The sequence below is a fragment of the Rhodococcus sp. WS3 genome (assembly GCF_003797085.1).
GTDB classification, from domain to species: Bacteria; Actinomycetota; Actinomycetes; order Mycobacteriales; family Mycobacteriaceae; genus Rhodococcus_F; species Rhodococcus_F globerula.
The window spans coordinates 2,996,595-3,022,330 of record NZ_RKMA01000001.1 but is presented as its reverse complement, the minus strand read 5'-3'; the positions used below and the strand labels follow the sequence as shown (position 1 = coordinate 3,022,330).

23 protein-coding genes are annotated in these 25,736 nt (G+C 61.7%); 8 read left to right on the top strand and 15 right to left on the bottom strand.

The window, feature by feature from the left end; translation table 11 throughout:
• Positions 1 to 76 precede the first annotated feature (76 nt).
• Complete coding sequence (locus tag EEB13_RS13735) at positions 77 to 667, top strand: TetR/AcrR family transcriptional regulator (RefSeq protein WP_033235872.1); 591 nt, start codon at positions 77 to 79, stop codon at positions 665 to 667.
• Here EEB13_RS13735 and EEB13_RS13730 read toward each other — a convergent pair.
• The 4 genes from EEB13_RS13730 to EEB13_RS13715 form a co-directional block, all read right to left on the bottom strand.
• Positions 657 to 2,099 (bottom strand): MFS transporter, encoded by a 1,443-nt coding sequence (locus tag EEB13_RS13730; RefSeq protein ID WP_141485463.1) that lies wholly within the window; start codon positions 2,097 to 2,099, stop codon positions 657 to 659. The two genes, EEB13_RS13735 and EEB13_RS13730, sit on opposite strands and share 11 nt — an antisense overlap.
• An 87-nt stretch (positions 2,100 to 2,186) precedes the next feature.
• Positions 2,187 to 2,747, bottom strand: a complete 561-nt coding sequence (locus EEB13_RS13725; protein WP_141485462.1) for a TetR/AcrR family transcriptional regulator — start codon at positions 2,745 to 2,747, stop codon at positions 2,187 to 2,189.
• On the bottom strand, positions 2,747 to 3,367 hold the full coding sequence (recR, locus tag EEB13_RS13720; RefSeq protein WP_033235870.1) for a recombination mediator RecR: 621 nt from the start codon (positions 3,365 to 3,367) through the stop codon (positions 2,747 to 2,749). The genes EEB13_RS13725 and recR overlap by 1 nt, the downstream gene beginning before the upstream one ends.
• A gap of 12 nt (positions 3,368 to 3,379) precedes the next feature.
• Positions 3,380 to 3,718, bottom strand: coding sequence for a YbaB/EbfC family nucleoid-associated protein (locus tag EEB13_RS13715; RefSeq protein ID WP_033235869.1), 339 nt, complete (start codon positions 3,716 to 3,718; stop codon positions 3,380 to 3,382).
• A gap of 121 nt (positions 3,719 to 3,839) precedes the next feature.
• Between EEB13_RS13715 and EEB13_RS13710 the strand changes: the two genes are divergently transcribed.
• The 3 genes from EEB13_RS13710 (at position 3,840) to EEB13_RS13700 (ending at position 6,413) form a co-directional block, all read left to right on the top strand.
• A complete protein-coding gene (locus tag EEB13_RS13710; protein WP_261984521.1) occupies positions 3,840 to 4,589 on the top strand; it encodes an Rv3717 family N-acetylmuramoyl-L-alanine amidase in 750 nt (249 codons plus the stop codon).
• Positions 4,590 to 4,703: 114 nt separating this feature from the next.
• Positions 4,704 to 4,928, top strand: coding sequence for a hypothetical protein (locus tag EEB13_RS13705; protein WP_033235868.1), 225 nt, complete (start codon positions 4,704 to 4,706; stop codon positions 4,926 to 4,928).
• 6 nt (positions 4,929 to 4,934) lie between these two features.
• Positions 4,935 to 6,413 (top strand): alpha/beta hydrolase, encoded by a 1,479-nt coding sequence (locus tag EEB13_RS13700; protein WP_141485461.1) that lies wholly within the window; start codon positions 4,935 to 4,937, stop codon positions 6,411 to 6,413.
• Positions 6,414 to 6,420: 7 nt separating this feature from the next.
• Here the strand turns inward: EEB13_RS13700 and EEB13_RS13695 are convergent, their stop codons facing one another.
• Entirely contained in the window at positions 6,421 to 6,855 is a 435-nt protein-coding gene (locus EEB13_RS13695; protein WP_033235866.1) for an SRPBCC family protein, read from the bottom strand.
• 260 nt (positions 6,856 to 7,115) lie between these two features.
• Here EEB13_RS13695 and EEB13_RS13690 point away from each other — a divergent pair, with 260 nt between their 5' ends.
• Both EEB13_RS13690 and EEB13_RS13685 read left to right on the top strand, forming a co-directional pair.
• Positions 7,116 to 8,561, top strand: coding sequence for an FAD-binding oxidoreductase (locus tag EEB13_RS13690; RefSeq protein WP_033235962.1), 1,446 nt, complete (start codon positions 7,116 to 7,118; stop codon positions 8,559 to 8,561).
• Entirely contained in the window at positions 8,558 to 9,859 is a 1,302-nt protein-coding gene (locus EEB13_RS13685) for a class I SAM-dependent methyltransferase (RefSeq protein WP_033235865.1), read from the top strand. The genes EEB13_RS13690 and EEB13_RS13685 overlap by 4 nt, the downstream gene beginning before the upstream one ends.
• A 108-nt stretch (positions 9,860 to 9,967) precedes the next feature.
• Here the strand turns inward: EEB13_RS13685 and EEB13_RS13680 are convergent, their stop codons facing one another.
• The 3 genes from EEB13_RS13680 to EEB13_RS13670 form a co-directional block, all read right to left on the bottom strand.
• On the bottom strand, positions 9,968 to 12,091 hold the full coding sequence (locus EEB13_RS13680; protein WP_141485613.1) for a 3-hydroxyacyl-CoA dehydrogenase NAD-binding domain-containing protein: 2,124 nt from the start codon (positions 12,089 to 12,091) through the stop codon (positions 9,968 to 9,970).
• Between the two features lie 44 nt (positions 12,092 to 12,135).
• Complete coding sequence (locus tag EEB13_RS13675; RefSeq protein WP_033235863.1) at positions 12,136 to 13,350, bottom strand: acetyl-CoA C-acetyltransferase; 1,215 nt, start codon at positions 13,348 to 13,350, stop codon at positions 12,136 to 12,138.
• A gap of 141 nt (positions 13,351 to 13,491) precedes the next feature.
• Positions 13,492 to 15,654: a DNA polymerase III subunit gamma and tau gene (locus EEB13_RS13670; protein WP_141485460.1), complete on the bottom strand. Its 2,163-nt coding sequence runs from the start codon at positions 15,652 to 15,654 to the stop codon at positions 13,492 to 13,494.
• 163 nt (positions 15,655 to 15,817) lie between these two features.
• Here EEB13_RS13670 and EEB13_RS13665 point away from each other — a divergent pair, with 163 nt between their 5' ends.
• Positions 15,818 to 17,137, top strand: coding sequence for an ammonium transporter (locus tag EEB13_RS13665; protein WP_187328543.1), 1,320 nt, complete (start codon positions 15,818 to 15,820; stop codon positions 17,135 to 17,137).
• 9 nt (positions 17,138 to 17,146) lie between these two features.
• Here the strand turns inward: EEB13_RS13665 and EEB13_RS13660 are convergent, their stop codons facing one another.
• Positions 17,147 to 18,172: an ABC transporter substrate-binding protein gene (locus EEB13_RS13660; RefSeq protein ID WP_141485458.1), complete on the bottom strand. Its 1,026-nt coding sequence runs from the start codon at positions 18,170 to 18,172 to the stop codon at positions 17,147 to 17,149.
• A gap of 47 nt (positions 18,173 to 18,219) precedes the next feature.
• On the bottom strand, positions 18,220 to 19,044 hold the full coding sequence (locus EEB13_RS13655; protein WP_045066492.1) for an SDR family NAD(P)-dependent oxidoreductase: 825 nt from the start codon (positions 19,042 to 19,044) through the stop codon (positions 18,220 to 18,222).
• A 247-nt stretch (positions 19,045 to 19,291) separates the two neighbouring features.
• On the opposite strand from EEB13_RS13655, the gene EEB13_RS13650 reads away from it, so the two are divergent.
• Positions 19,292 to 20,236, top strand: coding sequence for an AraC family transcriptional regulator (locus EEB13_RS13650; protein WP_204368972.1), 945 nt, complete (start codon positions 19,292 to 19,294; stop codon positions 20,234 to 20,236).
• A 72-nt stretch (positions 20,237 to 20,308) separates the two neighbouring features.
• Here the strand turns inward: EEB13_RS13650 and EEB13_RS13645 are convergent, their stop codons facing one another.
• From EEB13_RS13645 to EEB13_RS13625, 5 genes are all read right to left on the bottom strand, one after another.
• Positions 20,309 to 21,256, bottom strand: coding sequence for a DUF1214 domain-containing protein (locus tag EEB13_RS13645; protein WP_052683462.1), 948 nt, complete (start codon positions 21,254 to 21,256; stop codon positions 20,309 to 20,311).
• 368 nt (positions 21,257 to 21,624) lie between these two features.
• On the bottom strand, positions 21,625 to 22,434 hold the full coding sequence (locus tag EEB13_RS13640) for an ABC transporter ATP-binding protein (RefSeq protein WP_045066868.1): 810 nt from the start codon (positions 22,432 to 22,434) through the stop codon (positions 21,625 to 21,627).
• Entirely contained in the window at positions 22,434 to 23,321 is an 888-nt protein-coding gene (locus EEB13_RS13635; RefSeq protein ID WP_141485457.1) for an ABC transporter permease, read from the bottom strand. Before EEB13_RS13635 ends, EEB13_RS13640 begins: the two co-directional genes overlap by 1 nt.
• Positions 23,318 to 24,343 carry an ABC transporter substrate-binding protein gene (locus EEB13_RS13630; RefSeq protein ID WP_141485456.1) on the bottom strand — a complete coding sequence of 342 codons (1,026 nt, stop codon included), beginning with the start codon at positions 24,341 to 24,343 and terminating at the stop codon, positions 23,318 to 23,320. Before EEB13_RS13630 ends, EEB13_RS13635 begins: the two co-directional genes overlap by 4 nt.
• Positions 24,344 to 24,509: 166 nt before the next feature.
• Positions 24,510 to 25,562 (bottom strand): 3-keto-5-aminohexanoate cleavage protein, encoded by a 1,053-nt coding sequence (locus tag EEB13_RS13625; RefSeq protein ID WP_033237424.1) that lies wholly within the window; start codon positions 25,560 to 25,562, stop codon positions 24,510 to 24,512.
• Positions 25,563 to 25,736: the final 174 nt, after the last annotated feature.

Here is a 25,736-nt window from a genome sequence, read left to right as displayed (position 1 = left end):
GAACTCAGGCCGTCAGGCAGGATTGCTCGAAAGAGAACACCTGCCCGAAACGGGACAGATCAGCAGCGGAGAGCATGTGGCAGCCACACCCGATCGTCGAGACACAATCCTGGAAAGCTCGGCCGAACTGTTCGCGAAGAAGGGCGTCGCATCCACGACGGTCCGCGACATCGGCGAATCAGCAGGCGTGTTCTCCGGCAGCCTGTACCACTACTTCAAATCCAAGAACGCGATTGTCGCCGAACTGCTCCGGGTCTTCATGGCGGATATTCAGGAACGGTTCAACCAGGTCGAGCGCTCGGCCGACGGGCCGGAGGCGGTGTTGCGAGGCCTCATCCGGGAGACCTTGATCGTGATCGAACTTCACCCGCACCCCACCGCGATCTACCAGAACGAACGGACATACCTTCGCGACAACGATCTGCTGCAGTCCGTCGACGGCCCCTCTCGCGAGGTTCGCGAGCATTGGCTCAAGGCCATTGCGGAAGGCGTCGAACAGGGAATTTTCCGCAAGGACATCGCCCCCGAGATCTTCTATCGGTCGGTGCGCGACACCTTGTGGTCGACAAACCATTGGCCGGACCGCCAGAAGTACACCACCGAAGAGTTTGCCGATCTGATGATCACGCTCTTCCTCTCCGGCTTCCGAATCCCGCCTAAATCCTGAGTTCCGGCAGCTCGATATCGATCGAGGTGCGGCCTTGCGGGAGCAGGAACGACACTCCGAAGACAACCACCGCGCACGCAGCGCACACCAGATAGGCGACGGCAAAACCTGCCCACGACGTCGAATGTTCACTGCCGGCGACGACATACGCCGCCAAGATCGTTGCCACTGTCGCACTGCAGAGAGTGCTGCCGGAGGTACGCAACAACGAGTTGACCCCGTTTGCCGCTGCAAGGCGCTGACGCGGCACCGCGACGAGAATGAGCAGCGACAGCGTGCTGTAGACGATCGCGGTTCCGATAGCCGTAATGAACAACGCGACAACCACTCCCCACAGGGGCTTACCCGCAACAGCGTGAATTCCGTAGCCACCGGCAAGAAATGCAGCGCCGGTCAACATCGCTGTCCGCGAACCGAATCGGTCGGTGATGCGCACGGCGACCGGCGAGAACAGAACCATCGCAATGCTGGCGGGAATCTGGCACAGCGCCGCGGCGATGATGGTCAAACCGTATCCGGCCCCAGGACCCTGTGCGCCTTGCAATAACTGCGTGGTGATCAGCGTGTTGCCGAAGAACGCAAAGCCGACCAGAAGCGCGGCGATATGCGGGATCAGCACCGCACGCTTGACCAGGGCGCGAACGTCCACCAGAGGATTGACATTGCGTCGTTGCTGAAACACCCAGAGCGTGAAGAGAAGCGCCGACGACAACAGCATCGAGATCACCGAACCGCTCGCCCATCCCCAACTGCTGCCCTGTGTCATCGGGACAAGCAGCAAGACGAGCGCGGCGCTCAGGCCCACCGCACCGACCCCGTCGAAGCGGCCGGACGGACTGACTTCCGACTCACGGATGAACAACCCGGCGGCAAGAGTCACGGACAACCCGATTGCAGTGGTGATCCAGAACAGCACATGCCAGTTCGAGTATTGAGCGATCATCGCCGAGAACGGAATACCCAGAGCGGTACCAACTCCGAGCGTCGAACTCATCATGGCGACGGCGCCGTTGACCTTGTTTCGTGGCAGTTCGTCGCGCAGCAGGGAAATTCCGATGGGGATGACAGCGGCGCCTGCACCTTGGAGAGCTCGCGCGAAGATGAGCACGGAGATATTCGAGGACACCGCGCACAGCATTGATCCGAGCGTCATCAAGAAGAACGCGACCATCAACATTTTCTTCTTGCCGAACATGTCGGCCAGACGCCCGAAGATGGGCGTGACGACGGCGCCGACCAGAAGCGTCACCGTCACAAGCCAAGACACCGCGGTGCGACTGGCGCCGGTGAAGTGCGGGAGTTCGGGAAGCAGCGGAACTATGACGGTTTGCAGGACGGCCTGAAAAACAGCGCCTGCGGAAACGATGGGGAACAGGAAACGGGAGCGCGCTACAACCGGTGGGACTGCTGGTGCACGGTCCAGCGTCGTCAACCTACCGCCGCCTGTTCTCTAATAGTAAATATCCGTTCACCTACAGTAGGTGAACGGATATTTACCCCGCAAGTACAGTGACTACGATCACCCGTCGAGAAGTTTCTGCACCAACGGCGCATAAATCGCGACAACCTCGGCCTGAGTGCCCGTCGCGTGACCGGCCAACATCCGTTGACGCATGACGGCCACTCCGGCCACCATCGACATCGCCAATTCGGCGCGTAGTCGCGCGTCCGGCCCCGACAACCGAGCGGCCAGCGCGTCGATCATCTGCGTCGAATAGTTCTCACGCAGTTTGCGGTTGCTTTCCTCACTCACCCCACTCATGAAGAGCAGGCTCACCGACAAGGGCTTGTACGGTTCCTGCGGTTTGGTGAACAGCGACACCATCCGCTCACCGAGAGCGTCGTTCGGCGCATCGAAAACGATATTCGCCGCAGCCCGGAAGTCGACCAACTCGTCGTACAACTGCTCTTTCGAACCGAAGTACTTGATGATGAGCGGGGCGCTGACCCCGACGTCTTCCGCGATGTCCTTGAGCGTGATTTCTCGATAGGGCCGCGTAGCGAAGGCCTTGCCGGCAGATTCCATGATCTGGGCGCGCGTCTCCTCCGAACTACGACGCCCCGACCGCGTACTCGTCATCAGGCGTTCCTGGACAATTCGCGGCGTCCGGACAATGCCCTGCCCAAGGTCAGCTCGTCCGCGAATTCGAGATCGCCACCCATCGGCAGACCGGAAGCCAAGCGCGAGACCGTCAAACCCGGAATGTCGCGCATCATCCGAACCAGATACGTCGCCGTTGCCTCCCCCTCGGTGTTGGGGTCGGTCGCGATGATCACCTCGGATACGTCCACGCCATCCTCTTGGTTTGCGATGCGGGCCAACAACTCCCGAATGCGGAGCTGATCCGGCCCGACGCCGGACAACGGATTGAGTGCTCCACCGAGAACGTGATAGCGCCCCTTGAACTCCCTTGTCCGCTCCACCGCCTGAACGTCTTTCGGTTCTTCTACGACGCAGATCACCGTTCGGTCGCGACGAGAATCCGCGCAGATCCTGCACTTCTCCTGATCGGACACAGTTCCGCACACCGTGCAGAACTGAACGCCGTCGCGGATGCGCTGCAGTGCATTCTTCAACCTGTCGATCTCCGGCGGTTCAACCGACAGAAGATGAAAGGCGATGCGCTGGGCGCTCTTGGGACCGACCCCGGGAAGTTTTCCGAGTTCGTCGATCAGATCCTGAACGGGACCTTCGTACACGCGGGCTCGTCTCTAGAAACCGGGGAGACCGGGAAGGCCTCCGCCGAGTCCGCCGGCCAAGGGGCCGAGCTTCTCTGCTGCAACATCCTGAGCCTTGCGCGATGCGTCTTCGATGGCGCCGATCACAAGATCCTGCAGGGTTTCGACATCGTCAGGGTCGACGACCTTGGGATCGATCTGCAGACCGACCACCTCACCGGTGCCCTTGACCGTGGCAATAACCAATCCGCCACCGGCCTGGCCAGTCACCTCCGCCTGTGCCATTTCCTGCTGCGCAGCCATCAACTGCTGCTGCATCTGCTGAGCCTGAGCCAGCAATGCGGACATATCGGGTGCTCCACCTGGTTGCACGTGCGGTCCTTTCTCCAGAGTTATCCCCACCAGCGTAGTCGGTGCACGCTACCGTGAGCGGGTGCGCCGAAACCCGTCAGAGATCACAAAACTGCCTAATCGTCGTAGCCTCACGCTTGGTGTGGCTCTCGCAGCTACCTTGATCACCGCTGGATGCACTATCCCGACGGGCACAGCCGAGAGCGCCGCTGCGGTCACACCGGCGGCTGCGCCCGCTACCGAACCACTTATCGGCAAAGTCGTCTTCCTCGATCCCGGACACAACGGCGCGAACGACGACACCATCGACACCCAGGTCCCCACCGGCCGCGGCGGCACCAAGAACTGCCAGACCACCGGCACCAACACCGACGCCGGATTTGCCGAACACACCTTCAACTGGGAAGTCACAAGCCTGGTCAAGAGTGAACTCGAAGCCGAAGGCGCCACTGTCCTCCTGAGTCGGCCAGACGACACGAGCGTCGGATCATGCGTCGACGCCCGAGCCGAGGCAGCCAATGCGTCCGGCGCCGACATCGTCGTCAGCATTCACGCCGACGGCGCCGACGCCAGTGCAGAAGGCTTTCACGTCTGCTACTCCGCGCCGCCCCTCAACCCCGTTCAGGCCGGACCTTCCGTGACACTGGCCGAAACCATGCGTGACTCCCTGACCGGCGCCGGACTCACACCGTCGACGTACATCGGCGAGAACGGCCTGTCGCCACGCGCAGACCTCACCGGACTCAATCTGGCGCAGCGGCCGTCGATTCTCGTGGAACTGGGAAACATGCGTAACGCCGACGAAGCCGCCCGGATGAGCAGCCCCGCAGGCCAAGCCGAATACGCCTCGGCGATCTCGGATGGCGTGCAGGCGTTTCTGACAAGCCAGTAGTCATCTTTCTGTGGACAACCTTTCTGGGGACAACCTTCCTGTGGATAACCACGGCTTATCCACAGGCTGATTTCGCAAGCGCCACAGCGGCGCCGCGCCAGCTACCGTTCCGGCATGGGCACGTTCCTTCAAGCAGATCTTGATGCACTACAGCAACTTTCGACGAATCTCCAAGCTCGAGCCGACGAGGTTGCCGGAGTCGACGCCATCGCACCGGTCGCCGACGCCTATCTGTTCATGGCCGGGCGAATCTCGGCATTGGCAGACGCCACCGCCCACACCGCGCGCCTGCTCGGAGCGGCAGACCGTGACTTCGCTGCCGCGCTTCACAGGATCTGAATTTCGATGCGTCCGACTATCTCCGACGTTCGCGCCTTCTCGCCTGAGCCACTGCGGACCGCGAGTTCCCAACTGATCGAGGCAGATCGGCGGGCCGAAGACATACTCGACGCGGCCCGACGCACGGTAGAGCGCGAATTCGACGTCTGGAAAGGCGAAGCGGCAACAGCGGCCGCCGCCGAACTCTCGGCCACACTCCGCGTGTCCGGTCGAATCTCCATTGCTGTGCGAAATGTGGCGGACTGTTATGCCGGAGCGGCAAATACGCTCGGTCATGCGTACCGCGCAGTCAACATGATCATCGACGACGCGACTCTCACGCACGGTCTGACCGTCACCGACAACGGCGAGGTCTTTCCACCGGCGCCTGCAACACCGGGGAGTCTGGCAGATATTCTGCAAGGAGACCAATATGCCGAGGCTGCAGCAACTTTTGGCATCAGGCTCTCCGAGGCCCTCGACGCCGTGAAGCAGGCCGACCACACTGCCGCCGAGGCTTTGGCAACGGCATTGGGCCAACTCGCAGAGCTTCTGGGTCCTCCGGTCGCGGTTGTCAGTGACCCCATAGGCCTTCCCGGCAACCCCGCCGCACTGAGCAACTACTGGAACAGCATCTCCCCCGGCGAAAAAGACGCACTGGCACTGCGCGATCCGGCAATCGGAAGTCGAGACGGACTGCCTGCGCTTGACCGCGACTACTACAACCGGCGCTACTTGGAATCGATGCGCGAAACATCGCCAAGCACCTACGCCGCCGTCGCCGCAGAGCTACGGCCGGACATGTTCCTCCTGGCGGTGAGCCCCGACGGACACACCGCCATCGCACTCGGAAATCCCGATACCGCAGACAATGTCGCAACCCTGGTTCCCGGAACGGGGACCACCGTCGGCGGAATCGGCGGAGACCTTCAGAGAACCAGGGCGATGTACGACGCGGCCCGCGTGGCATCGCCCGGATCCGTCAACTCGGTCATTCTCTGGTCCGGATACGATTCGCCGCCAACCATTCCCGATGCGGGGCTCGACCGCTACGCCGATACTGCCGCGCCCGCGCTGGACGCATTCCAGGACGGCTTACGCGCATCCCACGACGGTCCTGCCTCGCACAACGTGGTCATCAGGCATTCCTACGGCAGCACCGTCATCGGCGCCGCCACCACCGACGGAGGCTCACTGAACGTCGACGATCTGGTCTTTGTCGCGAGCCCAGGTGTCGACGCGGAGCGCGTCGACGAATTACGACTCGATACGACGGCGGGAGCCGATATGGGTGAACACGTCTACGCAACAACAGCATTCTGGGACCCCGTGCAGCTGATACCGAGAGCGCTCGGGATTCACGGTTTCGATCCGGCCGACCCCACGTTCGGCGCCCAGGTATTCACGAGCGCACCAGGCTCACCGGGGTTGGCAGTGCACAGCGACTACTGGAATGCAGAAAATCCGGCCCTGAAAACTCTGGGCCGGATCATCAGCGGGAAGTGAGCAGGAACTATCCGAGTTCACGCTTGAGGTTGTCCAGCACCGTAGCCTGAATGCGCTGCAAGCCCTTGGGCGCAAACGTCCGCTCGAAGAATCCGCCGATACCCGTAGCGCCCTGCCACTGAGTCAGCGTTGTCACCGTAGTGCCCGTACCGTTGGGGGCCACGGTCCACGTGGTCACCATGCTGGAATTGGCATCCTTCTCCGTGATGACGTTGCCCTCGACCGTGACCGTCGCCTTGACGTTGCGCGAACGCTTTTCCGTCGCCTTGAGGGTCCACTCCGCAACTGTTCCGTTGCCCTGGCCACCACTGAGCACCTTGTAGTCGAGGTACTGCTCCGACAGAATGCGCGGGCGCACCGTCTCGTAATCGGAGAGTGCCGCGAGCACCTGCTCCGGTGTATGTGGAACGACCGTCGAACTCATTGCGTTGACCTGACCCATTACCCGTACTACTCCTCAGTTGACTACCTGCATGCTGCACAGACCCTTGTTTCCATACTGCCTGTTCCGGCCCGGTATCTCGACTATCGACCAGATCATGTGAGCTGGTTCACTATCGGTGCCGCGAATCCGCGACCGTTTGCAACAACTCGATCAAATTCCCGCAAATCGACCCCTACCGATGGCCCCCAGCAACCGCTAGGGATAGCGTCGAGGTTGTGACTCTCTCGTTCAATGGGGTAGTTCCGAAGTTTTCCAGGATCCGGGCGGGTAAGCGTCCGGGTTCCGACGGCGCGCGCGAAACCGGTTTTGCGCGGCACCGGGAAGGCGTTGCGCGACTTCTCGCGTCGTATCACGCGATACCCCCCGATGGTTCGGTCCGACTGGCCAAGAAGACCTCCAACCTGTTCCGGGCCCGTGCCAAGTCGTCGACTCCCGGCCTCGACGTCAGCGGGCTCACCGGTGTGATCGCCGTCGACCCGGTGGCGCGGACGGCAGACGTCGCCGGCATGTGCACGTACGAGGACCTTGTCGACGCAACGCTTGCGTACGGGCTGGCGCCACTCGTCGTGCCCCAACTCAAGACCATCACGCTCGGTGGCGCCGTCACCGGGTTGGGAATCGAATCCACGTCCTTCCGAAACGGATTGCCGCACGAATCCGTTCTGGAGATCGACATCCTCACCGGAAACGGCGAGATCATCACCGCCACACCTGACGGTGAACACGCCGAACTGTTCTTCGGTTTCCCCAATTCCTACGGCACCCTCGGCTATTCCACGCGGCTCAAGATCAGCCTCGAACCGGTGAAAAAGTATGTAGCCCTGCGCCATCTGCGTTTCGATTCACTGAAGACGCTCGAGACCACGATGGACCGCATCGTCACCGACCGGGAGTACGACGGCGTCGCGGTCGATTACCTCGACGGTGTCGTCTTTACCGATGCCGAGAGCTACCTCACGCTCGGTGTTCAGACCGACGACGATGGGCCGGTCAGCGACTACACGGGACAGAACATCTTCTACCGTTCGATCCAGCATCCGTCGCTGGTACATCCAAAACCCGACCGCCTCACCATCCGGGACTACCTGTGGCGCTGGGACACCGACTGGTTCTGGTGCTCGCGGGCCTTCGGAGCCCAGAACCCCAAGATCCGGCGCTTGTGGCCCAAGCAGTACCTCCGCAGCAGCTTCTACTGGAAACTGATCGCCCTCGACCACAAGTACGACATCGGCGATCGCCTCGAAAAGCGCAAGGGAAAGCCCCCACGTGAACGCGTCGTCCAGGACGTCGAGGTGCCCATCGAACGAACCGCGGATTTTGTCTCCTGGTTCCTCGAGGAGATCCCGATCGAACCGCTGTGGTTGTGCCCGTTGCGTCTTCGCGAGCCCAGTCCCGCCGGAGCCTCCGCAGCGCGGCCTTGGCCGTTGTACCCCCTCGAACCCAAGCGTACCTACGTCAACATCGGATTCTGGTCTTCGGTACCGATCGTTCCCGGTGAGCGCGAGGGAGCAGCAAACAGATTGATCGAGGACAAGGTCGGCGACTTCGACGGACACAAGTCCCTCTACTCGGACTCCTATTACTCGAAGGAAGACTTCGAGGCGCAGTACTACGGCGGCGACCGCTACCTGCACCTCAAGGATCGCTACGACCCCAATTCGCGTTTATTGGACCTATTTTCTAAGGCGGTGCAACGGAAATGACCACGTTCAAGGATTCCAAGAACCAAGAAAAGCTCTCCATCGCAGAGATTCTCGAGACGCTTTCCGACGGCATGCTGCCGCTTCGATTCACCGCCTACGACGGTAGTGTCGCCGGACCCGAGGATGCCGACTACGGCCTCCACCTCAAGTCGACCCGCGGAACCACCTATCTTGCAACAGCTCCCGGCGATCTCGGCATGGCACGCGCCTACGTCTCCGGCGACCTCGAAGCCGAGGGTGTTCATCCCGGCGACCCGTACGAGATCCTCCGCGTCATGGGCGACGAACTACACCTCAAGCGCCCCTCCGCACTGACGCTTGCCAGCATCACCCGCTCCCTCGGCTGGGATTTGTTGCGTCCCATCGCGCCGCCGCCGCAGGAACACCTTCCCCGCTGGCGCCGCGTCGCAGAAGGACTGCGGCACTCCAAATCTCGTGACGCCGAAGTCATCCATCACCACTACGACGTCTCCAACACTTTCTACGAGTACGTCCTCGGCCCCTCGATGACCTACACCTGCGCGACCTACGAGAACGCCGAACAGACTCTCGAGCAGGCACAGGAGAACAAGTACCGCTTGGTGTTCGAGAAGCTCGGACTCCAAGCAGGCGACCGCCTCCTCGACATCGGCTGTGGTTGGGGTTCGATGGTCCGCTACGCCGCCCGCCGCGGCGTCAAGGTGATCGGTGTGACCCTCTCCCGCGAACAAGCCGACTGGGCACAGAAAGCCATCGAGGACGAGGGGCTCGCCGACCTCGCCCAGGTTCGTTTCTCCGACTATCGCGACGTTGCCGAATCCGGTTTCGATGCAATCTCTTCCATCGGACTGACCGAACACATCGGCGTCGGGAACTACCCGGCGTACTTCGAATTCCTCAAGGGCAAACTTCGCGAAGGTGGGCGTCTGCTCAACCACTGCATCACCCGACCGGACAATCGCAGCAGTGCCAAGGCCGGCGGGTTCATCGACCGGTACGTCTTCCCAGACGGGGAGCTCACCGGTTCCGGCCGCATCATCTCCGAGATCCAGAACGTGGGACTCGAAGTGCGGCACGAGGAGAACATCCGCGAGCACTACGCCCTGACCCTTGCGGCGTGGTGCCAGAATCTGGTCGACAACTGGGATGTCTGCGTCGCGGAGGTCGGTGAAGGTACCGCTCGCGTGTGGGGCCTCTACATGGCCGGCTCACGCCTGGGCTTCGAGCGCAATGTCGTTCAGCTGCACCAGGTTCTGGCCGTCAAACTCGGCGCCAAGGGCGAGGCACATGTGCCGTTGCGCCCGTGGTGGAAGGGGTAGGGGCCTTCGGCTCCTGTGTGCTTTTCTCTCCCCAGAACTGAGCGAACGTACCTTTCAGCGCGTTAGATGCGCCGAAAGGTACGTTCGCTCTTTTCAGGTGGGTCTGAATCAGCCCTTCAGCGACGCCGGCGGCGTGAACCGCTCACCGTACTTGGCTGCCAATTCCTCGGCGCGAGCGACAAATCCAGCCTTGCCGCCCTCGTAGCCGGTGACGAACTGGCTGACGCCACCCGTCCAGGCCGGGTAGCCGATACCCATGATGGAGCCGATGTTGGCGTCGGCCGTCGTCATGAGGACACCTTCGTCGAAGCACTTGACGGTCTCGATGGCTTCGATGAAGAGCATGCGGTCGATGAGATCCTGAAGCGGCGCTTCCGTCGATCCCGACTTGAAGGCATCACGCAGACCCGGCCACAGGCCGGTGCGCTTGCCGTCTGCGTACTCGTAGAATCCGCCGCCGCCGAGACGACCGGTGCGACCACCGTCGACGAGGGTGTTGATGACGTCGCCGGCCGGATCTGCGGGCAATTCCTTGCCTTCGGCCTTGGCGGCATCCGCGCTTTCCTTGCGGATCTTCTGCATCAGAGTGAGGTTGAGCTCATCCGAAAGCTGCAGCGGCGCAGCCGGGTACCCTGCCTGCATACCGGCCTGCTCGATGGTAGCCGGTTCGATACCCTCGGCCAGCATGCCGATGGCTTCGTTGATGAAGGTGCCGATGACGCGCGAGGTGAAGAAGCCGCGCGAGTCGTTGACCACGATCGGTGTCTTGCGGATGGCCTGGACGTAGTCGAATACGCGAGCCAATGCCTCGTCGGACGTCTTCTCACCGCGGATGATCTCCACCAGCGGCATCTTGTCGACAGGCGAGAAGAAGTGGATGCCGATGAAATCTTCCTGGCGCTTCACACCGGTCGCTAGACCCGTGATGGGAAGCGTCGAGGTGTTGGAACCCAGCAGTGCGTTGGGTGCAACGATGTCCTCGATCTCCTGGAACACCTTGTGCTTGAGTTCCTGGCTCTCGAAAACTGCCTCGATGACGAAGTCGACGCCCGCAAAATCGGCCGGGTCAGCCGTCGGGGTGATCTTGGCAAGAAGTGCGTCGGACTTCTCCTGCGTGGTCTTGCCACGCGAAAGTGCCTTGGCTTCAATGCCTTCGGAGTAAGCCTTACCCTTGTTGGCAGCCTCGATGGTGACGTCCTTGAGGACCACCTCGAAGCCCGCCTTCGCGGACACGTAGGCAATGCCTGCGCCCATCATGCCTGCACCGAGAACACCGATCTTGGTGATCGGGGTCTTCCCGATACCGGCGGGACGTGAGCCGCCGCCGTTGATGGCCTGCAGGTCGAAGAAGAACGCCTGGATCATGTTCTTCGCAACAAGGCCCGTCACGAGGGACGTGAAGTAGCGAGCCTCGATGAGCATCGCGTTGTCGATGTCGACCTGCGAGCCCTCGACCGCTGCGGCCATGATGGCACGCGGAGCGGGCATCGGAGCACCCTTGAGCTGCTTACGCAGGTTCGCCGGGAACGCCGGAAGGTTGGCGGCAAAGGCCGGGGTGGACGGAGTTCCACCGGGGATCTTGTAGCCCTTCTTGTCCCAAGGCTGAACGCCGCCTTCGGGATTGGCCTTGATCCATGCCTTCGCGGCCGGAACCAGTTCCTCGACGGAACCGACGACCTCGTCGACGATGCCAACTTCCTTGGCCTCTACCGGTCCGCGCTGCTGACCCTGCAGGAGCAGGTTCAGGAGGGCGTTCTGCAGGCCGAGCAGACGGACGGTGCGCACGATGCCGCCGCCGCCGGGGAGCAGTCCGAGAGTGACCTCGGGCAGACCGATCTTGACGCCCTTGACGTCAGCGGCAATGCGGTAGTGCGTCGCGAGGGCAATTTCGAGGCCGCCGCCGAGCGCTGCACCGTTGATCGCGGAAACCACGGGCTTGCCGAGGGTCTCGAGGCGACGCAACGCGGCCTTGATGGTTCCGACCTCGGCGAAGATGTCGGGAGCCTGCTCGGGCCCGACCTTGATCATGTTCTTGAGGTCACCGCCCGCGAAGAACGTCTTCTTGGCCGAAGTGAGGACAACTCCGGTGATGGAGTCCTTCTCCTCGTACAAGCGGTCGACAGTGGCCTGCATCGACGCCTTGTACAGGTCGTTCATGGTGTTGGCGCCCTGGTTGGGGTCGTCCATGGTGAGCAGGACGATGCCGTCGGAGTCCTGCTCCCAGTTGATCATGTTGTTCTCGGTCACGCTGATTCGTCTCCTGTAGTCCGGTCGCGTCAGACGCGCTCGATGATGGTGGCAACGCCCATACCGCCGCCGATGCACAGCGTGACGAGAGCACGCTTGCCACCGCGACGCTCGAGTTCGTCGACCATCGTGCCGAGAATCATTGCGCCAGTGGCGCCGAGCGGGTGTCCCATGGCGATTGCGCCACCGTTGACGTTGAGCTTCTCGTCCGGAATGTTGAGGTCCTTCTGGAACTTCAGGACGACGGAGGCAAAAGCCTCGTTGATCTCGAACAGGTCGATGTCGTCAACCGTCAGGCCGGCCGCAGCCAGAACCTTCTTGGTTGCCGGCGTCGGGCCGGTGAGCATGATCGTGGAATCGGCACCGCTGGTCGCCGTCGCGACGACGCGGGCACGCGGGGTCAAATTCATTGCCTGACCGGCACTCTCGGAGCCCACGAGCACCAGTGCGGCGCCGTCGACGATTCCCGAGCTGTTACCACCGTGGTGAACGTGGTTGATCTTCTCGACCCAGTGGTACTTCTGGAGCGCTACCGCGTCGAAGCCGCCGACCTCACCGACGACACTGAACGCGGGTGCAAGTCCGGCAAGGTTTGCCGCCGTGGTGCCCGGACGCATGTGCTCGTCGTTGTCGAGAACGGTGATGCCGTTGATGTCCTTGACCGGGACAACGGACTTGGCAAAGTATCCGCCGGTCCAAGCCTTCGCGGCCAGATCCTGCGAGCGGACGGCGTACGCGTCGACGTCGTCACGCGAGAAACCCTCGATGGTGGCGATGAGGTCTGCGCCGACGCCCTGCGGAACGAAGTAGTTGTCGTAGTTGGTGGCCGGGTCCAGTGCCCACGGTCCGCCGTCCGAGCCCATCGGGACCCTCGACATGGACTCGACGCCACCGGCGATCACGAGCTCGTCCCAACCGGAGCGAACCTTCTGGGCTGCCATGTTCACGGCTTCCAAACCGGACGCACAGAAGCGGTTGATCTGCACGCCACCGACGGTGTCAGGAAGCTTCGCGTCGTTGACAGCGATGCGCGCCATGTCGGCACCCTGATCGCCCACCGGCCCGACGATCCCGAGGATGAGATCGGAGATCCGGTCTTCGTCGAGATCGGGGAAGCGCACGCGCAGTTCCTGGATCAGACCCGTGACCAGCGAAATCGGCTTGACCGAGTGCAAAGACCCTGTCTTCTTGCCGCGGCCTCGCGGGGTACGGATGGCTTCATAAATGAATGCCTCTGTGGTCACTGTGAGGTGTTCCTTCCGTCTAATTCGTCGAACCGGCCTGCAGTCAGACCTCCGGTCCACCCACTGTAGAACGTGTTCCAAATTATTGGGAAGGACCAAAGCGATCGTGCTTGATGACCGAGAGGATCAGACGGGCCGCACTTACTCGAGCTTGCGTGCTCCCAGGACGTCCTTGAGCAGTTCCTTTGCCACTTCCTCCGGGTCGCGACGGGTTGTCGGATCGGCAGGTTGCGCAGCCTCCGCGAACATCTGCTTTTCTTCTTCCGGCGTTGCCGCGGCAGGTGTCGCTTCGTAGTCGACCTCGGGGGCCGGTCCAGGGTCGTCCGGGTAATCCGGAGCCTCGGGCGGCGGAATGTCGTCGGAACCGCGATCTGCGCCCTGCGGCCGCGATGTCGATGCAGGAGCCTTGGCCGCCCGCTCCTGACTTGGTCGCGAGAACCGTGGCGCTGCTGCCGGGCGCGCCGGAGCCTCGGCCGCCTTGGCTGCCGGACCCGAACCGGCCGGGACAACCGGTGCACCCTCCTGGTATTCCACTTGCCAAGTGCCACCGAACATTTCGGAAAGCACTTCACAGATGACCGCCGCATTGTGCGGCGAGGTGACACGCGCACCGAGCACCGGAGTGACATGCGCAATCACCAACACATGGCCACGCACATCGTGAACCGTCGCGGCCGACAGCATGGCCGGCAGGACCTTGTTTCGCTCACCCACCTTGTTGCGCAACGTATTCCACGACTCGCGGAGCGTTTCGACGGTCGGGCCTGCCGAAGCTGGGGCCGCGACCGGCACCTCTTCCTCAACCGGAGTGGGCTCGGGTTCCGGTTCGACAACCGGCGCGGGCTCGACAACGGGCTCAGGCGCAGGTTCGGGTGCAGCCTCAACTACCGGAGCAGGTTCGGGCTCAACAATCGACTCAGGCGCAGGTACAACCTCAACCACCGGCGCGGGCGCAGGTTCAGGCGCGGCCTCTACTACCGGCGGAGGTGTCGGCGCGGGCGGCACAACCTCCGGCTCTGCTTTGCGCTGCGACGGACGCTGGAACTTGGACTCCACCAGAGGCTCTGGGGACGGCGTCGGCGCAGCATGCACTGCCGGCGGAGCCGTACTCGAAGCAGCAACAGCGGACCCTACCGGCGCGAAACCTGCTGCCGGGATACCTCTTTCGACCTTTTCCAACCGCTGAAGCAGAGCCGATTCGGAATCCGACGCCGATGGCAGCAGCATCCTCGCGCACATCACTTCGAGCAACAGACGAGGGGCGGTGGCGCCGCGCATCTCACCCAGCCCGGCGTGGACGGTCTCGGCAAAACGCGTCAGGGTGGCCGGTCCGACGTTCTGAATCTGTTCACGCATGGTGACCAGTTCAGCTTCGGGTGCGTCGACCAATCCTGTTTCGGCAGCGTCGGGAACTGCTTGCATCAGGATGAGATCGCGGAGGCGTTCGAGAAGATCGAGTGCAAATCTACGGGGATCGTGGCCGGCGTCCATGACACGTTCGACGGTTCCGAACAGCGCGGCACCGTTACCGGCGGACAGTGCGTCCACGGCCTCGTCGATGAGGGCCACGTCGGTAACGCCGAGAAGTGAGAGAGCCCGCGGGTAGGTGACGCCTTCGTCGCCGGCTCCGGCCAGGAGCTGATCGAGAACGCTGAGAGAGTCACGCGGCGATCCGCCACCGGCCTTGATGACCAATGGGTACACCGCCGGCTCGACAGCGACGTTCTCTTGCGCACACACGTTCTCGAGGAGCCCGCGCATCGTGGACGGCGCGAGAAGCCGGAACGGATAGTGGTGCGTACGCGACCGAATGGTCGGAAGGACCTTTTCAGGTTCCGTGGTAGCGAAGACGAAGATGAGATGCTCGGGCGGCTCTTCCACGATCTTGAGGAGCGCGTTGAATCCCGCCGCCGTGACCATGTGGGCCTCGTCGATGATGAAGATGCGGTAGTTCGACTCGGCCGGCGCGTAGAAGGCTTTGTCGCGAAGCTCACGGGTGTCGTCGACACCACCGTGACTCGCGGCGTCGAGTTCGGTGACATCGACGTTGCCGGAACCGCCAGGACCGAGCGCGATACAGGAGTTGCACACTCCACACGGCGTCGACGTCGGGCCTTCCTTGCAATTCAGTGAGCGCGCCAGAATACGAGCTGACGACGTCTTTCCGCAGCCACGAGGGCCGGAGAACAGATAGGCATGGTTGATACGCCCTGCGTCGAGGGCGGTGCTCAGTGGTGCGGTGACATGTTCCTGCCCCACCACCTCGGCGAAGGACGCCGGTCGATACTTCCGGTACAGGGCCACGCGCAAAGACTACCGGCGAGGTACGACAGCTCGCCCGGTGCGGGTGCAACGCCCAGACGGATACGAAACATGTTCGCAACATGGTCGCAGCGCAGTGGAAACCACACGCACCCATCGTGGATGCCGAGCATGCGGACAGGTCCGCATGTGGGAGGAGAAAACTGTGCCCGCCACCATCGACGCCGGAGCAACCGCCTGGTTGCTCATCAGCACCGCACTCGTTCTACTGATGACTCCAGGCCTTGCCTTGTTCTACGGCGGCATGGTCCGCTCGACCGGCGTACTGAACATGATCATGATGAGCTTCGTCTCCATCGCGCTTGTCACCGTGGCCTGGCTGTTCGTGGGTTACAGCCTCGTATTCGGTGACGATCACGGCGGCATCATCGGCGGACTCGAACACCTCGGGATGGCAGGTATCGACCCGTCGACCGTGCACGGGAACGTTCCGGAAGTGCTGTTCGCGACCTTCCAACTGACGTTCGCCATCCTGACCGCAGCACTGATCAGTGGCGCCATCGCAGACCGGGCAAAGTTTTCCGCCTGGATGATCTTCGTCCCGATCTGGTCCCTCCTCGTCTACGCACCGGTCGCTCACTGGGTGTGGAATCCGGACGGTTGGCTGGCTCGAATGGGAGCCCTCGACTACGCGGGCGGCTTGGTCGTCGAGATCGTCTCCGGCGCGTCGGGCCTCGCTCTGGCTCTGGTCCTCGGTCAGCGCATGGGATTCAAAGCCGAGTCGATGCGTCCGCACAACCTTCCCTTCGTCCTGCTCGGCGTCGGTCTGCTGTGGTTCGGGTGGTTCGGTTTCAACGCCGGTTCCGCTCTTGCCGCCGACGGTATGGCCGCGCAGATCTTCCTCAACACCCTCGTCGCCGGTTGCACCGGCCTGTTGGGCTGGCTGTTCGTCGAGCAGAACCGCGACGGCCATCCCACGACCTTCGGCGCCGCGTCCGGCGTCGTTGCCGGCCTTGTGGCAATCACGCCGTCCTGCGGAACCGTCAATATGTTCGGGGCCGTGATCATCGGACTGATCGCCGGCATCGTCTGCTCCTATGCCGTTGGATGGAAGCACAAGCTCGGCTACGACGACTCCCTCGACGTGGTCGGCGTGCACCTCGTCGGCGGCATCATCGGATCCTTGTTGATCGGACTCCTCGCGACGGCCGTCATGACCGGCGGCCCTGAAGGACTCTTCTACGGTGGCGGTCTTGCGCAGCTCGGCAAGCAGTTTGTCGGTGTTGTCGTCGTCGCGGTCTATGCCTTCGGTGTCACCTACGGCCTCGGCAAGCTGATCGATCGAACCTTCGGCTTCCGCATCTCGCGCGAAGACGAGGCCCGCGGAATCGACGTCGCACTGCACGCCGAGTCCGCCTACGAGCACGGCGTCCTCGGACACGGTCCGATCGGCGGCCAGAACCCCAGTCCGTTCCTTCAGCGTCAGCGAGAGGAACGTGGGGAACGAGAACGCGACCGGGACTGAAGGCAGGGGTCAGCGGGGATCACCGCCTGCACAAGGCTCGTAGACCGAACTCGCGAAATCCGGGACGGTAGGCGCCGGCGAACCAGCGAGGGGCGCCTGCTCTTCCCATGATTCCTTGGTGATGGTCATCGGCAGGTAGGCCTCCTTCAACGCTTCCCAGGCCGCAGTTCCCGCCTCCGGAGCCACGCCGGTCAGCTCTGCCATCCACTTCCCCATCACGGCGGCGTTTTGCGGATCCTGCGAGAAATCGTAGGTGTCCCACATCGCCTTGCAGTAATTCATGACGTCATTCGGACGCTCTGCGATCGTGCTGCAGGACGCGGTGGGATAACCGTGATTGAGACCCGACAGCGCATTGCCGGGCTTACCGATGATGTCCGTGACACGCACGAACTCGGATTCGGAGAGCTGCGACGCCATGGTGGGACCGTAGTAGAGGACGTCGACCTGCTTGGCCTTGAACGCTGCGATTGCGGTGGCAGGCGCTCCGACTCCGACAAAAGTTATGTCCTTGGCCGGATCCATACCCGCCTCTTGTGCCATCTGGCTGATCCACAATTCCATTCCCGCACCACGGGCTGTCACGCCGATCGTTTTGCCTTTGATGCTTGCCATCGTGGTGTCGGGATCGGCTGGGTCACCGGCAATCTCGGTTCCCGGTTGCGCGATCACATCCATCGTGTTGCCCACCAGGGAGCCAAGAGCTTTCACGCATGCGCCCTTCTCGATCGCCGGCCACAGCATCGCCGGCACCATCGAACCGACCGTGAGGTCGTTGGAGATCACCGCGGCGGCAACAGCATTGGTCAAGGCAGGTGGATTCAATTCGACGTTGACTCCACGCTTGTCGAAGAACCCCTCGTTCTCGGCGACGACGGTAAGCAGATCGGTGGGCACCCCCTGGGTGACTCCGATCCTCATGACGGAACCCTCTGCCGAAGCGGCATCACTCCCGCATGCTCCCAAAGTGAATGCGGCAACTGTCGTAGCGGCGATGAACATCGTCTTCGATGTCCGGAAACTTTGCGTGTTCAACTGATGTCCTCGAATACTCAAGTGGGTGACGGAATGTGGAGCCTGGACTAGATGACGACGCCGCCGTTGGCGCTGATCACCTGGCCGACGAGATAGTGATTTTCACCGGCTAGGTAGAGCGCCAGGGACGCATATTCCTCAGGCTTTCCGAGCCGTCCGACCGGGATCATTTGATAGAGATTCTGCTTTTCCTCGTCGGTGGCATGTTCGAGGTAGGCCGCGAACGGCGGAGTGAGCACACCTCCGCACGCGATTGCGTTCACAAAGATGTTGGCGCCCGCTACATCCAGGGCGACAGTCTTGGTCAGGTTCGCTACGGCGGCCTTGCTCGCGGAGTAACCAGGACTGTGCATACTTGCGGTGGATATACCGGCGACAGAGGAAATGTTGACGATCCGGCCGTACTGCTGAGGTTCCATGTACTTCAGTGCCTCGCGGGTGCAGTAGAACAGGCCGTGCACGTTGACATCCCACCACCGGAGCCAGTCGTCATCATCGAGGCTGCTGGTAATTCCGACTGCGCGCCGAGGAACAGGTGTCGTGACGTACTTGTAGTGCTTGTTACGTCGAATCTCGTCGGCCGGCGAGGTCGGCACAATTGCCGCATTGTTCACGAGAATGTGGACGGTACCGAATCTCTCTGCTGCAGCCGTGAACATCTCGGCCACTTCACTTTTCGACGAGACATCACAACGGACCGGAAGACTCTCGCGCCCCAAGCCCTCGATCTCGGCTGATACCTCTGCGAGTTTGTCGCCCTGAACATCACACAGGACAAGGTTCGCGCCTTCCTCAGCCATCGCGAGTGCGATAGCCCGGCCAAGACCTTGTCCGGCGCCCGTGACAACCGCAACCCGGTTGAGAAGTTTCATGCACAATCCCTTTCTCGAAGAAATACGTGTGCCGACAAAACGGTGTGGACAACAGGGTTTTCGGGCACCGAGCATGTCGCGGGGCAACGCTCGGCCCAATCGATGTGACGACCATCACGCTACAGTCGGCCCCGGCGACCACATTGACAGATTGGGTCGATATCCTTGACAACATGGGACAACACGTCGAGAGTTCGGGCCGTCGATGCTGAGGCTACGTAGTGCTGTCTTGAACGGATATGTCGAAGTGGCACAGTCGGTTGGACTGAATCCTCACCCCCTGATGCGGGTTGCCGGGATCGACCCCGCCTCGTTTGCCGCGACGCAGGGATGGATCGCAGCGAAGTCCGTGAGCGAGTTGCTCGAACTCTCCGCATCACAATCGGGCCGTGACGATTTCGGCCTCAGAATGTCCCTTGATCGCGGTGTGTCGAACCTCGGTCCGGTGGGCCTGATCGCACGCGAGGAGCCCGACGTACGGAGCGCACTCGGAATCGTATTGCGCCACATGAAATTACACAACGAAGCAATCCGTCTCGATTTGACAGAATCTCGCGGCCTGGCCACGATTCGAGTGACGCCGATGGACGGGATGATCCTGGGACAGCAATCGGTGGATCTGGTTGTCGCGTCGACCCTACGAGTCCTGTGCGATTTCCTGCCCGACGAATGGCTACCGATATCCACCTGTTTCACACACGCTGCGCCCGCCGACGACGAGATGCACATTCGCATCTTCGGCCCGTCCATCCACTTCGATCACGAGATCGACGGAATCATCATTGCAACAAGCGATTTGGATGCACCAAATCGACTGTCCAACCCCGTACTTCGTCCGTTCGCCCAAGAGTATCTCGGACTACTCGCACCGCCGGAGAACCCGTCCCTGGCCGGACAGGTCCGAGACCTGATCGCCACACTGCTACCGACAGAGCATTGCTCGGTGACGCGTATCGCGCGCAGTCTGGGGATGGACAGGCGGACATTGCATCGGCGATTAGCGCAGTCGGGTGAGACGTACTCGTCGATTCTGGATGCGGTGCGACGCGATCACGCCACCTTGTCGATCGAGCGCGGGGATCGCTCCCTCACCGAAATCTCGGTGGAACTCGGATTTTCCGAGTTGAGCGCGTTCTCGAGGTGGTTCCGCCAACAGTTCGGATGCAGTCCGAAGGCCTGGCCGCAACAGTAAGTCCGGGCCGTTCACCGACTGCTTCGATGATGTCCGAGGTAGGCAATAGTGGACCGACTGGCGGTACAGCCGTCAGCCAACTGGAGTAATCGGTGTCGACCGAACCTTCTCGATGAACTCGCGGGTTTCCTCGGCATCGCGCGGACGGTAGAGGCGCATGCCGTAATAGAACTTCTGCCCCTCCGTCGCGCGGATGACGTTCGGCTTGTTCGCTACGCGGTCGTCGCCGAACCAGATGCTGATGGTGCCGTCGTCGTTGCGAACCAGTTCGCTGTCGGACAGGCCAGGTCGGTCGACGTCGAGCCAGCCCATCCCGTCGTACTTGATCACCGAGAAGTATCCGTTGCGCTCGTAGTCCAGCGGCGGAACAGCAAAGGTCCACACATCCACACCGGTGGATGTGGCCACCGCCTGGAAGTATTGGGCATCCTCGGGCGGCAGACCACCCCAGCCCAGGCGGGCGCCCAACAGGTGCTGGTAAGAATCCGTACTGACGGGGGTACCGAAGCCCTTGGAGAAGTCCGCCTCGGCGGCATGAGTTTCCAGCTCGGCGCCGACCGACTTGCGGGTGTCCTCGTCGAACTCCCGGCCTCGGTACGGATTGGACGTCGCGGCGGTTATCCGGCGTGCGTCCTGCAACTCGTGGGCGCGGGCGAGCCCGCCCCCGGTCGCGGTGCGGCCCGCCACATACACATGAGTGCCGGTGGACAGGTCGGCGTTGCGCACTGTCAAAATCTCACCGGGGTAGATGACACCGACGACGTAATGGTTCTCGTCGATGATCTCGGCCACCTGGTATTCGCTGGACGGCGCGAGCGAGAAGGTGGCTTCCTCGGTCACGTCGACGACGGCGAAGGAGTAGATCAGGTCCACGTTCGACCGGATCACGACCTGGGTTTCGACGTTCACCGGCACCCTGGAGTGAAAGTACCTGTTGACGGGGGCCTTGGTGAGCTGCTCCCGGAAGTAGTGCGCGGTTTCAGCCTCGACGAAGTTGTCTCGGGTTACGATCTCGGCCACGGGGCGTCCCTTCTCGAATCAACAGATCAACGACGACGCTAATCGCCCGTGGAACCGCTGCCTTCGCCCGCCGCGGGTGAATTCACTGGCTGCGATATCTGCCCGCCCTGCATCATCGGCCGAGTAAGGTCGAGCCCGCATCCCTGGAGAACCCTTTCGTGTCAGGGCGTGACCGACGCCTTCGCTGTGGACGGTTCAACGCACTCTGGCGATCCCTCGCCCATCCGATCGCGACGATGTGCATGATCGACCGCCACACCTCTGCCCTGTCACGTGTGTTCGCGACAGGGCCTTCTCACTGGCGGGGTCAACTAACCAATCACGGCTGCCTTACGGGCCAACCGCCGCGCGTGCTCGCTGCGCGAGAATCAGTGCGAGTTCAGCGTTGCGCGCAACTCCCCCAACATGTCACGGAACTCCTTGCTGCTTTCCAGGCCGGCCTCATCTCGAGGTCGATCCATCTCGATTTTCATATCCACCACAACCTCACCGGCGCGCATGGCAACTACCCGATCCGCGATGAGCAATGCCTCGTTCAGATCGTGTGTCACGAAAACCACGGTCTGCCGTTCCTGGCTCCACACATCAAGGAATTCGTCGCGAACCACGTCGCGGGTCTGCGCATCCAGCGCCGAGAACGGCTCATCCATGAGGATCAATGCCGGCTTCATCACCCACGTCCGGGCGAGAGCCGCACGCTGACGCATGCCCTGCGACAGTTGCCACGGGTACCGGTCCGCTGCAGCCTCGAGTCCGACTCTGCGCAGCATCTCCATCGACCGCTCACGCCGCTCGGCCTTTCCGACATGAGCAAGCTCCATACCGAGCTCCACATTCTGCCTGGCCGTTCGCCACGGATACAGCGCGTCACGGGCGAACATGTATCCCATCTCCGAACGCGCCTGCGCCGGACTGGTGCCCAGCACCGAGACGGAGCCGGTGGTCGGATGAATCAATCCCCCCATCAGATTCAGCGCTGTTGTCTTTCCGCAGCCACTGTGTCCTACCAGTACCAACAGCTCACCCCGCTTACCCGTGAGCGAGAGATCTCGAACTCCAGAGAAGGTGCTCGCGCCAGCTGGCGTGTAATCCAATGTTGCAGAACGAATCTCGAACGCGGGGTCTTCGACTGCAACGGCGTTGTCGGTTCCCACAGCTTTCACTCCTGTATACGTCATCATGCGTCCTGCGGGGGTTGCCAACGAAGAATCGACTTCTCGATACGCCCGGCGGCAGCGTTGAACACTGCGGCGATCACTGCAAGAACGATCAGCGCGGCGTACACCGTCCCGAGGTCGAACGCAGCCGAGGATGCCGAGATCTGCTGCCCCAAACCACTTGTCGAGGCGATGAGTTCTGCGCCCACTACGCCGAGGAGCGAGTAGATCAGGCCTAGCCGAAGACCGGCGAAGATGGACGGCACGGCCACCGGCAAGAGAACCTTGTAGAAGCGTTGCCACTTACTCGCTCCCATGACCACGGACAGCCGAAGCAATTCCGAGTCGGCACTCGAAACACCGGCCCTGGTATTGATGGTGATGATGAAGACAACCAGCGTGAATGCCAGGACGATTTTCGAGGTCGAACCGATACCGAAGTAGATGACGAACACCGGGGCAAGAGCAATGCGCGGCATCGCATTGATCGCGTCCAGGAACGGAGAAACCACGGCCTCGACGCTCGGCGCCAGCGCGAGCCCGATGCCCGCGGCAATACCGATCACCGCGCTCAGAATCAATGCGATAAAGGCCGCAGACACCGTCGACCACAGGTCAGGCCAGAAAGTGCCTTTCTCCTGCCAAGCTAGAAAGGCCTCCCACACGAGCTTCGGGTTCGACACCACCAGCTTGTTCTCACCGGCGTAGTTGTAGCTGATCTGCCAGGCAGCCAGTATCGCGATCAGCAGCGCTATCTGCACCGCGAGTAATGATCCGCCGGAAAGTTTGGCCTTGGCGCCGGTAGCGCCGACAACAACTTTCTTACCCTTCGGCTTCTTTTCCTCTGGTGGGACAGGTTGAAGTACCGGGTCGACGCGCGTCGTCGCGACGGCAGCGGGAAGGGTCATCGCGGATCACCACCCGTGCACGGCTCGTAGACCGAGCTGGCGAAATCCGGGGCAACGGGAGCCGGCGAACCAGCCAACTCGGCTTGCGCTTCCCACGATTCCTGCGTGATGGTCATCGGCAGATACGTCGATTTCAGTGCGTCCCAGGCTGCCGGTCCCCCGGCAGGCGAGACACCGATCAGCTCGGACATCCATTTGCCCATCGCCGCAGCGTTTTTGGGATCCTGCGCAAAATCGTAGGTGTCCCACATCGCCTTGCAGTAGTTCAACAAGTCGTTCGGGCGTTGCTCGATCGTGTTGCAGGACGCCGAGGGATATCCCTGAACAAGCGAGGAAAGCGCATTCCCGGGCTTGCCGATAATGTCCGTCACGCGCACTACTTCGGATTCGGGCAACTGCTCGGCCATAGTGGGGCCGTAGTAGAGAACGTCAACCTGCTTGGCCTTGAACGCCTGGATTGCTGTGGCCGGCGCTCCGACTCCCACGAACGTGACGTCCTTGGCCGGGTCCATACCGGCATCGTTGAGCAGCTGCGTAATCCACAGTTCCATGCCGGATCCACGGGAAGTGACACCGATGGTCTTTCCTTTGATGCTCGCCATAGTGGTGTTGGGATCGGTGGGGTCACCGGCGATCTCGGTGCCCGGCTGCGCAATCACATCCATCGTGTTTCCCAGCGTGGAGCCCAAAGCCTTTGCACAAGCACCCTTGTCGATTGCCGGCCACAAGGTCCCGGGCACCATGGTCCCGACAGTGATGTCGTTCGAAATGACGGCGGCGGAGAGGGCGGTGGTCAAGGAGGGAGGCATCAGTTCGACGTTGACCCCACGCTTGTCGAAGAAACCCTCGTTTTCAGCAACGACGGTGAGCAGATCGCCTGGCACTCCCTGAGTGATTCCGATCTTCATGACAGAGCCGTCGGCAGAGGCAGAATCACTGCCGCAGGCACCCAAACTGAATGCGGTCGCTGTAGTGGCGGCGATGACCGCCGCCTTCCGTGCCCAAGAACGTTGTGAACTCATCTGACTTTTCTCATACCCTTTAGTGTCTTGTGAAGGTAGTCGCTACGAACCGGGATGCGAGCCAACACAATTGGTGCGCGCAAAATGCGCCGGCGGCTGTACTGAGCGTGTCCGGGGCACGGCAGTACTGGCGCGCCCCGGACAAAACATGCAGGTTGACGAAAAATCAGGCGTGGTGGGTGAAACCCAACTGACCCGGCCGACGATTCGGCGCATAACCCAACTTCGCCAACGTCTCATCGGTATCGGCATACCTCTGACCGATCCGGTAAATATCGCGAGCTTCCTTACCCGTCGCCACCTCACGGCCCAACTCACCCGCAATACGCACCAACTGCTCGATCTGCTGCACCGACGTCATCTTCTCGCCCTTACGGCCCCAAATCGTGTCCTCGTTACCGCACCGCGCATGCAACCCCATCGCGATCGCCATCGTGTTCACCGGCAACACACTGCGCATCAACGTCTCGAGCGTCAGACACGCACCATCAGGAACCCGCGAAACGAAATTCATCATGTTGTACGGATTCGGACCGTCGAACCCACCACCGATCGCCACCCACGTCAAATTCACCGGACCCGTATAGATCCCCCGACGGATCAACCGCTCCACCGTCTCGAGCTGCGGAATACTCGAGAGCTGGAAATGCGGCTGAATACCCGCCTCCTGCAACCGACGCAAATGCTCCGCCACCCACTCCGGACCCGCCGGAACCGTCATCTCCCGATACGTATTCGCCAACTCCGGACGCTCCATCGACGTCCCCGCAATATCATCCGGGGTCATCAACTCCATGATGTTCATCTGCGACGTATTGATCGCAATCGTCACCTGATCCGGAGCCGGATCCAACGTCGCCAACATATGCCGCACATCATCGGAAAGCCACTTCGCATCCGCACCTTCACCTTCCGGCGCAAACGAAATCGACCCACCCACCTGCAAAATCATCTCCGGCACAGCCTCACGCAAACGACCCAACAACTCGTTGAACTTCGAAAGCCGCTTCGAACCCTTACCGTCAAGCTCACGAACATGAATATGCAACACCGTCGCACCCGCGTTGTAGCAATCCACCGCAGTCTGAACATGCTCGTCCATCGTCAACGGCAGATCCTCCGCAAAATCGTCCGGCTCCCACTCCGGACCATACGGCGCAACCGTAATCACAAGCTTCTCCTGAACCTCCGGGAACAAGGCATCATCGTGAAAATGCATAACAAAACTCCAATCAGATGAGAGCTGAGAAAGAAGGGACGCAGTCCGAGACGACGTCAGTGTCAGCTCGCACCCGAAGGTCGTTGCATCACAACATGTATCGTCCCGTTCCACTCGAATGCCTGTGATTTGCCGCGCACTCGACCTTCCTGGTGATGGAGATCACGATAGCCG

Bases quoted from the DNA above. Each gene is read 5' to 3' on its own strand.
- EEB13_RS13705 (WP_033235868.1), top strand. From the start codon at position 4,704: ATGGGCACGTTCCTTCAAGCAGATCTTGATGCACTACAGCAACTTTCG.
- EEB13_RS13700 (WP_141485461.1), top strand. From the start codon at position 4,935: ATGCGTCCGACTATCTCCGACGTTCGCGCCTTCTCGCCTGAGCCACTG.
- EEB13_RS13635 (WP_141485457.1), bottom strand. From the start codon at position 23,321: ATGACCCTTCCCGCTGCCGTCGCGACGACGCGCGTCGACCCGGTACTT.
- EEB13_RS13695 (WP_033235866.1), bottom strand. From the start codon at position 6,855: ATGGGTCAGGTCAACGCAATGAGTTCGACGGTCGTTCCACATACACCG.
- EEB13_RS13725 (WP_141485462.1), bottom strand. From the start codon at position 2,747: ATGACGAGTACGCGGTCGGGGCGTCGTAGTTCGGAGGAGACGCGCGCC.
- EEB13_RS13685 (WP_033235865.1), top strand. From the start codon at position 8,558: ATGACCACGTTCAAGGATTCCAAGAACCAAGAAAAGCTCTCCATCGCA.
- EEB13_RS13680 (WP_141485613.1), bottom strand. From the start codon at position 12,091: ATGATCAACTGGGAGCAGGACTCCGACGGCATCGTCCTGCTCACCATG.
- EEB13_RS13625 (WP_033237424.1), bottom strand. From the start codon at position 25,562: ATGCATTTTCACGATGATGCCTTGTTCCCGGAGGTTCAGGAGAAGCTT.
- EEB13_RS13640 (WP_045066868.1), bottom strand. From the start codon at position 22,434: ATGACGTATACAGGAGTGAAAGCTGTGGGAACCGACAACGCCGTTGCA.
- EEB13_RS13655 (WP_045066492.1), bottom strand. From the start codon at position 19,044: ATGAAACTTCTCAACCGGGTTGCGGTTGTCACGGGCGCCGGACAAGGT.
- EEB13_RS13630 (WP_141485456.1), bottom strand. From the start codon at position 24,343: ATGAGTTCACAACGTTCTTGGGCACGGAAGGCGGCGGTCATCGCCGCC.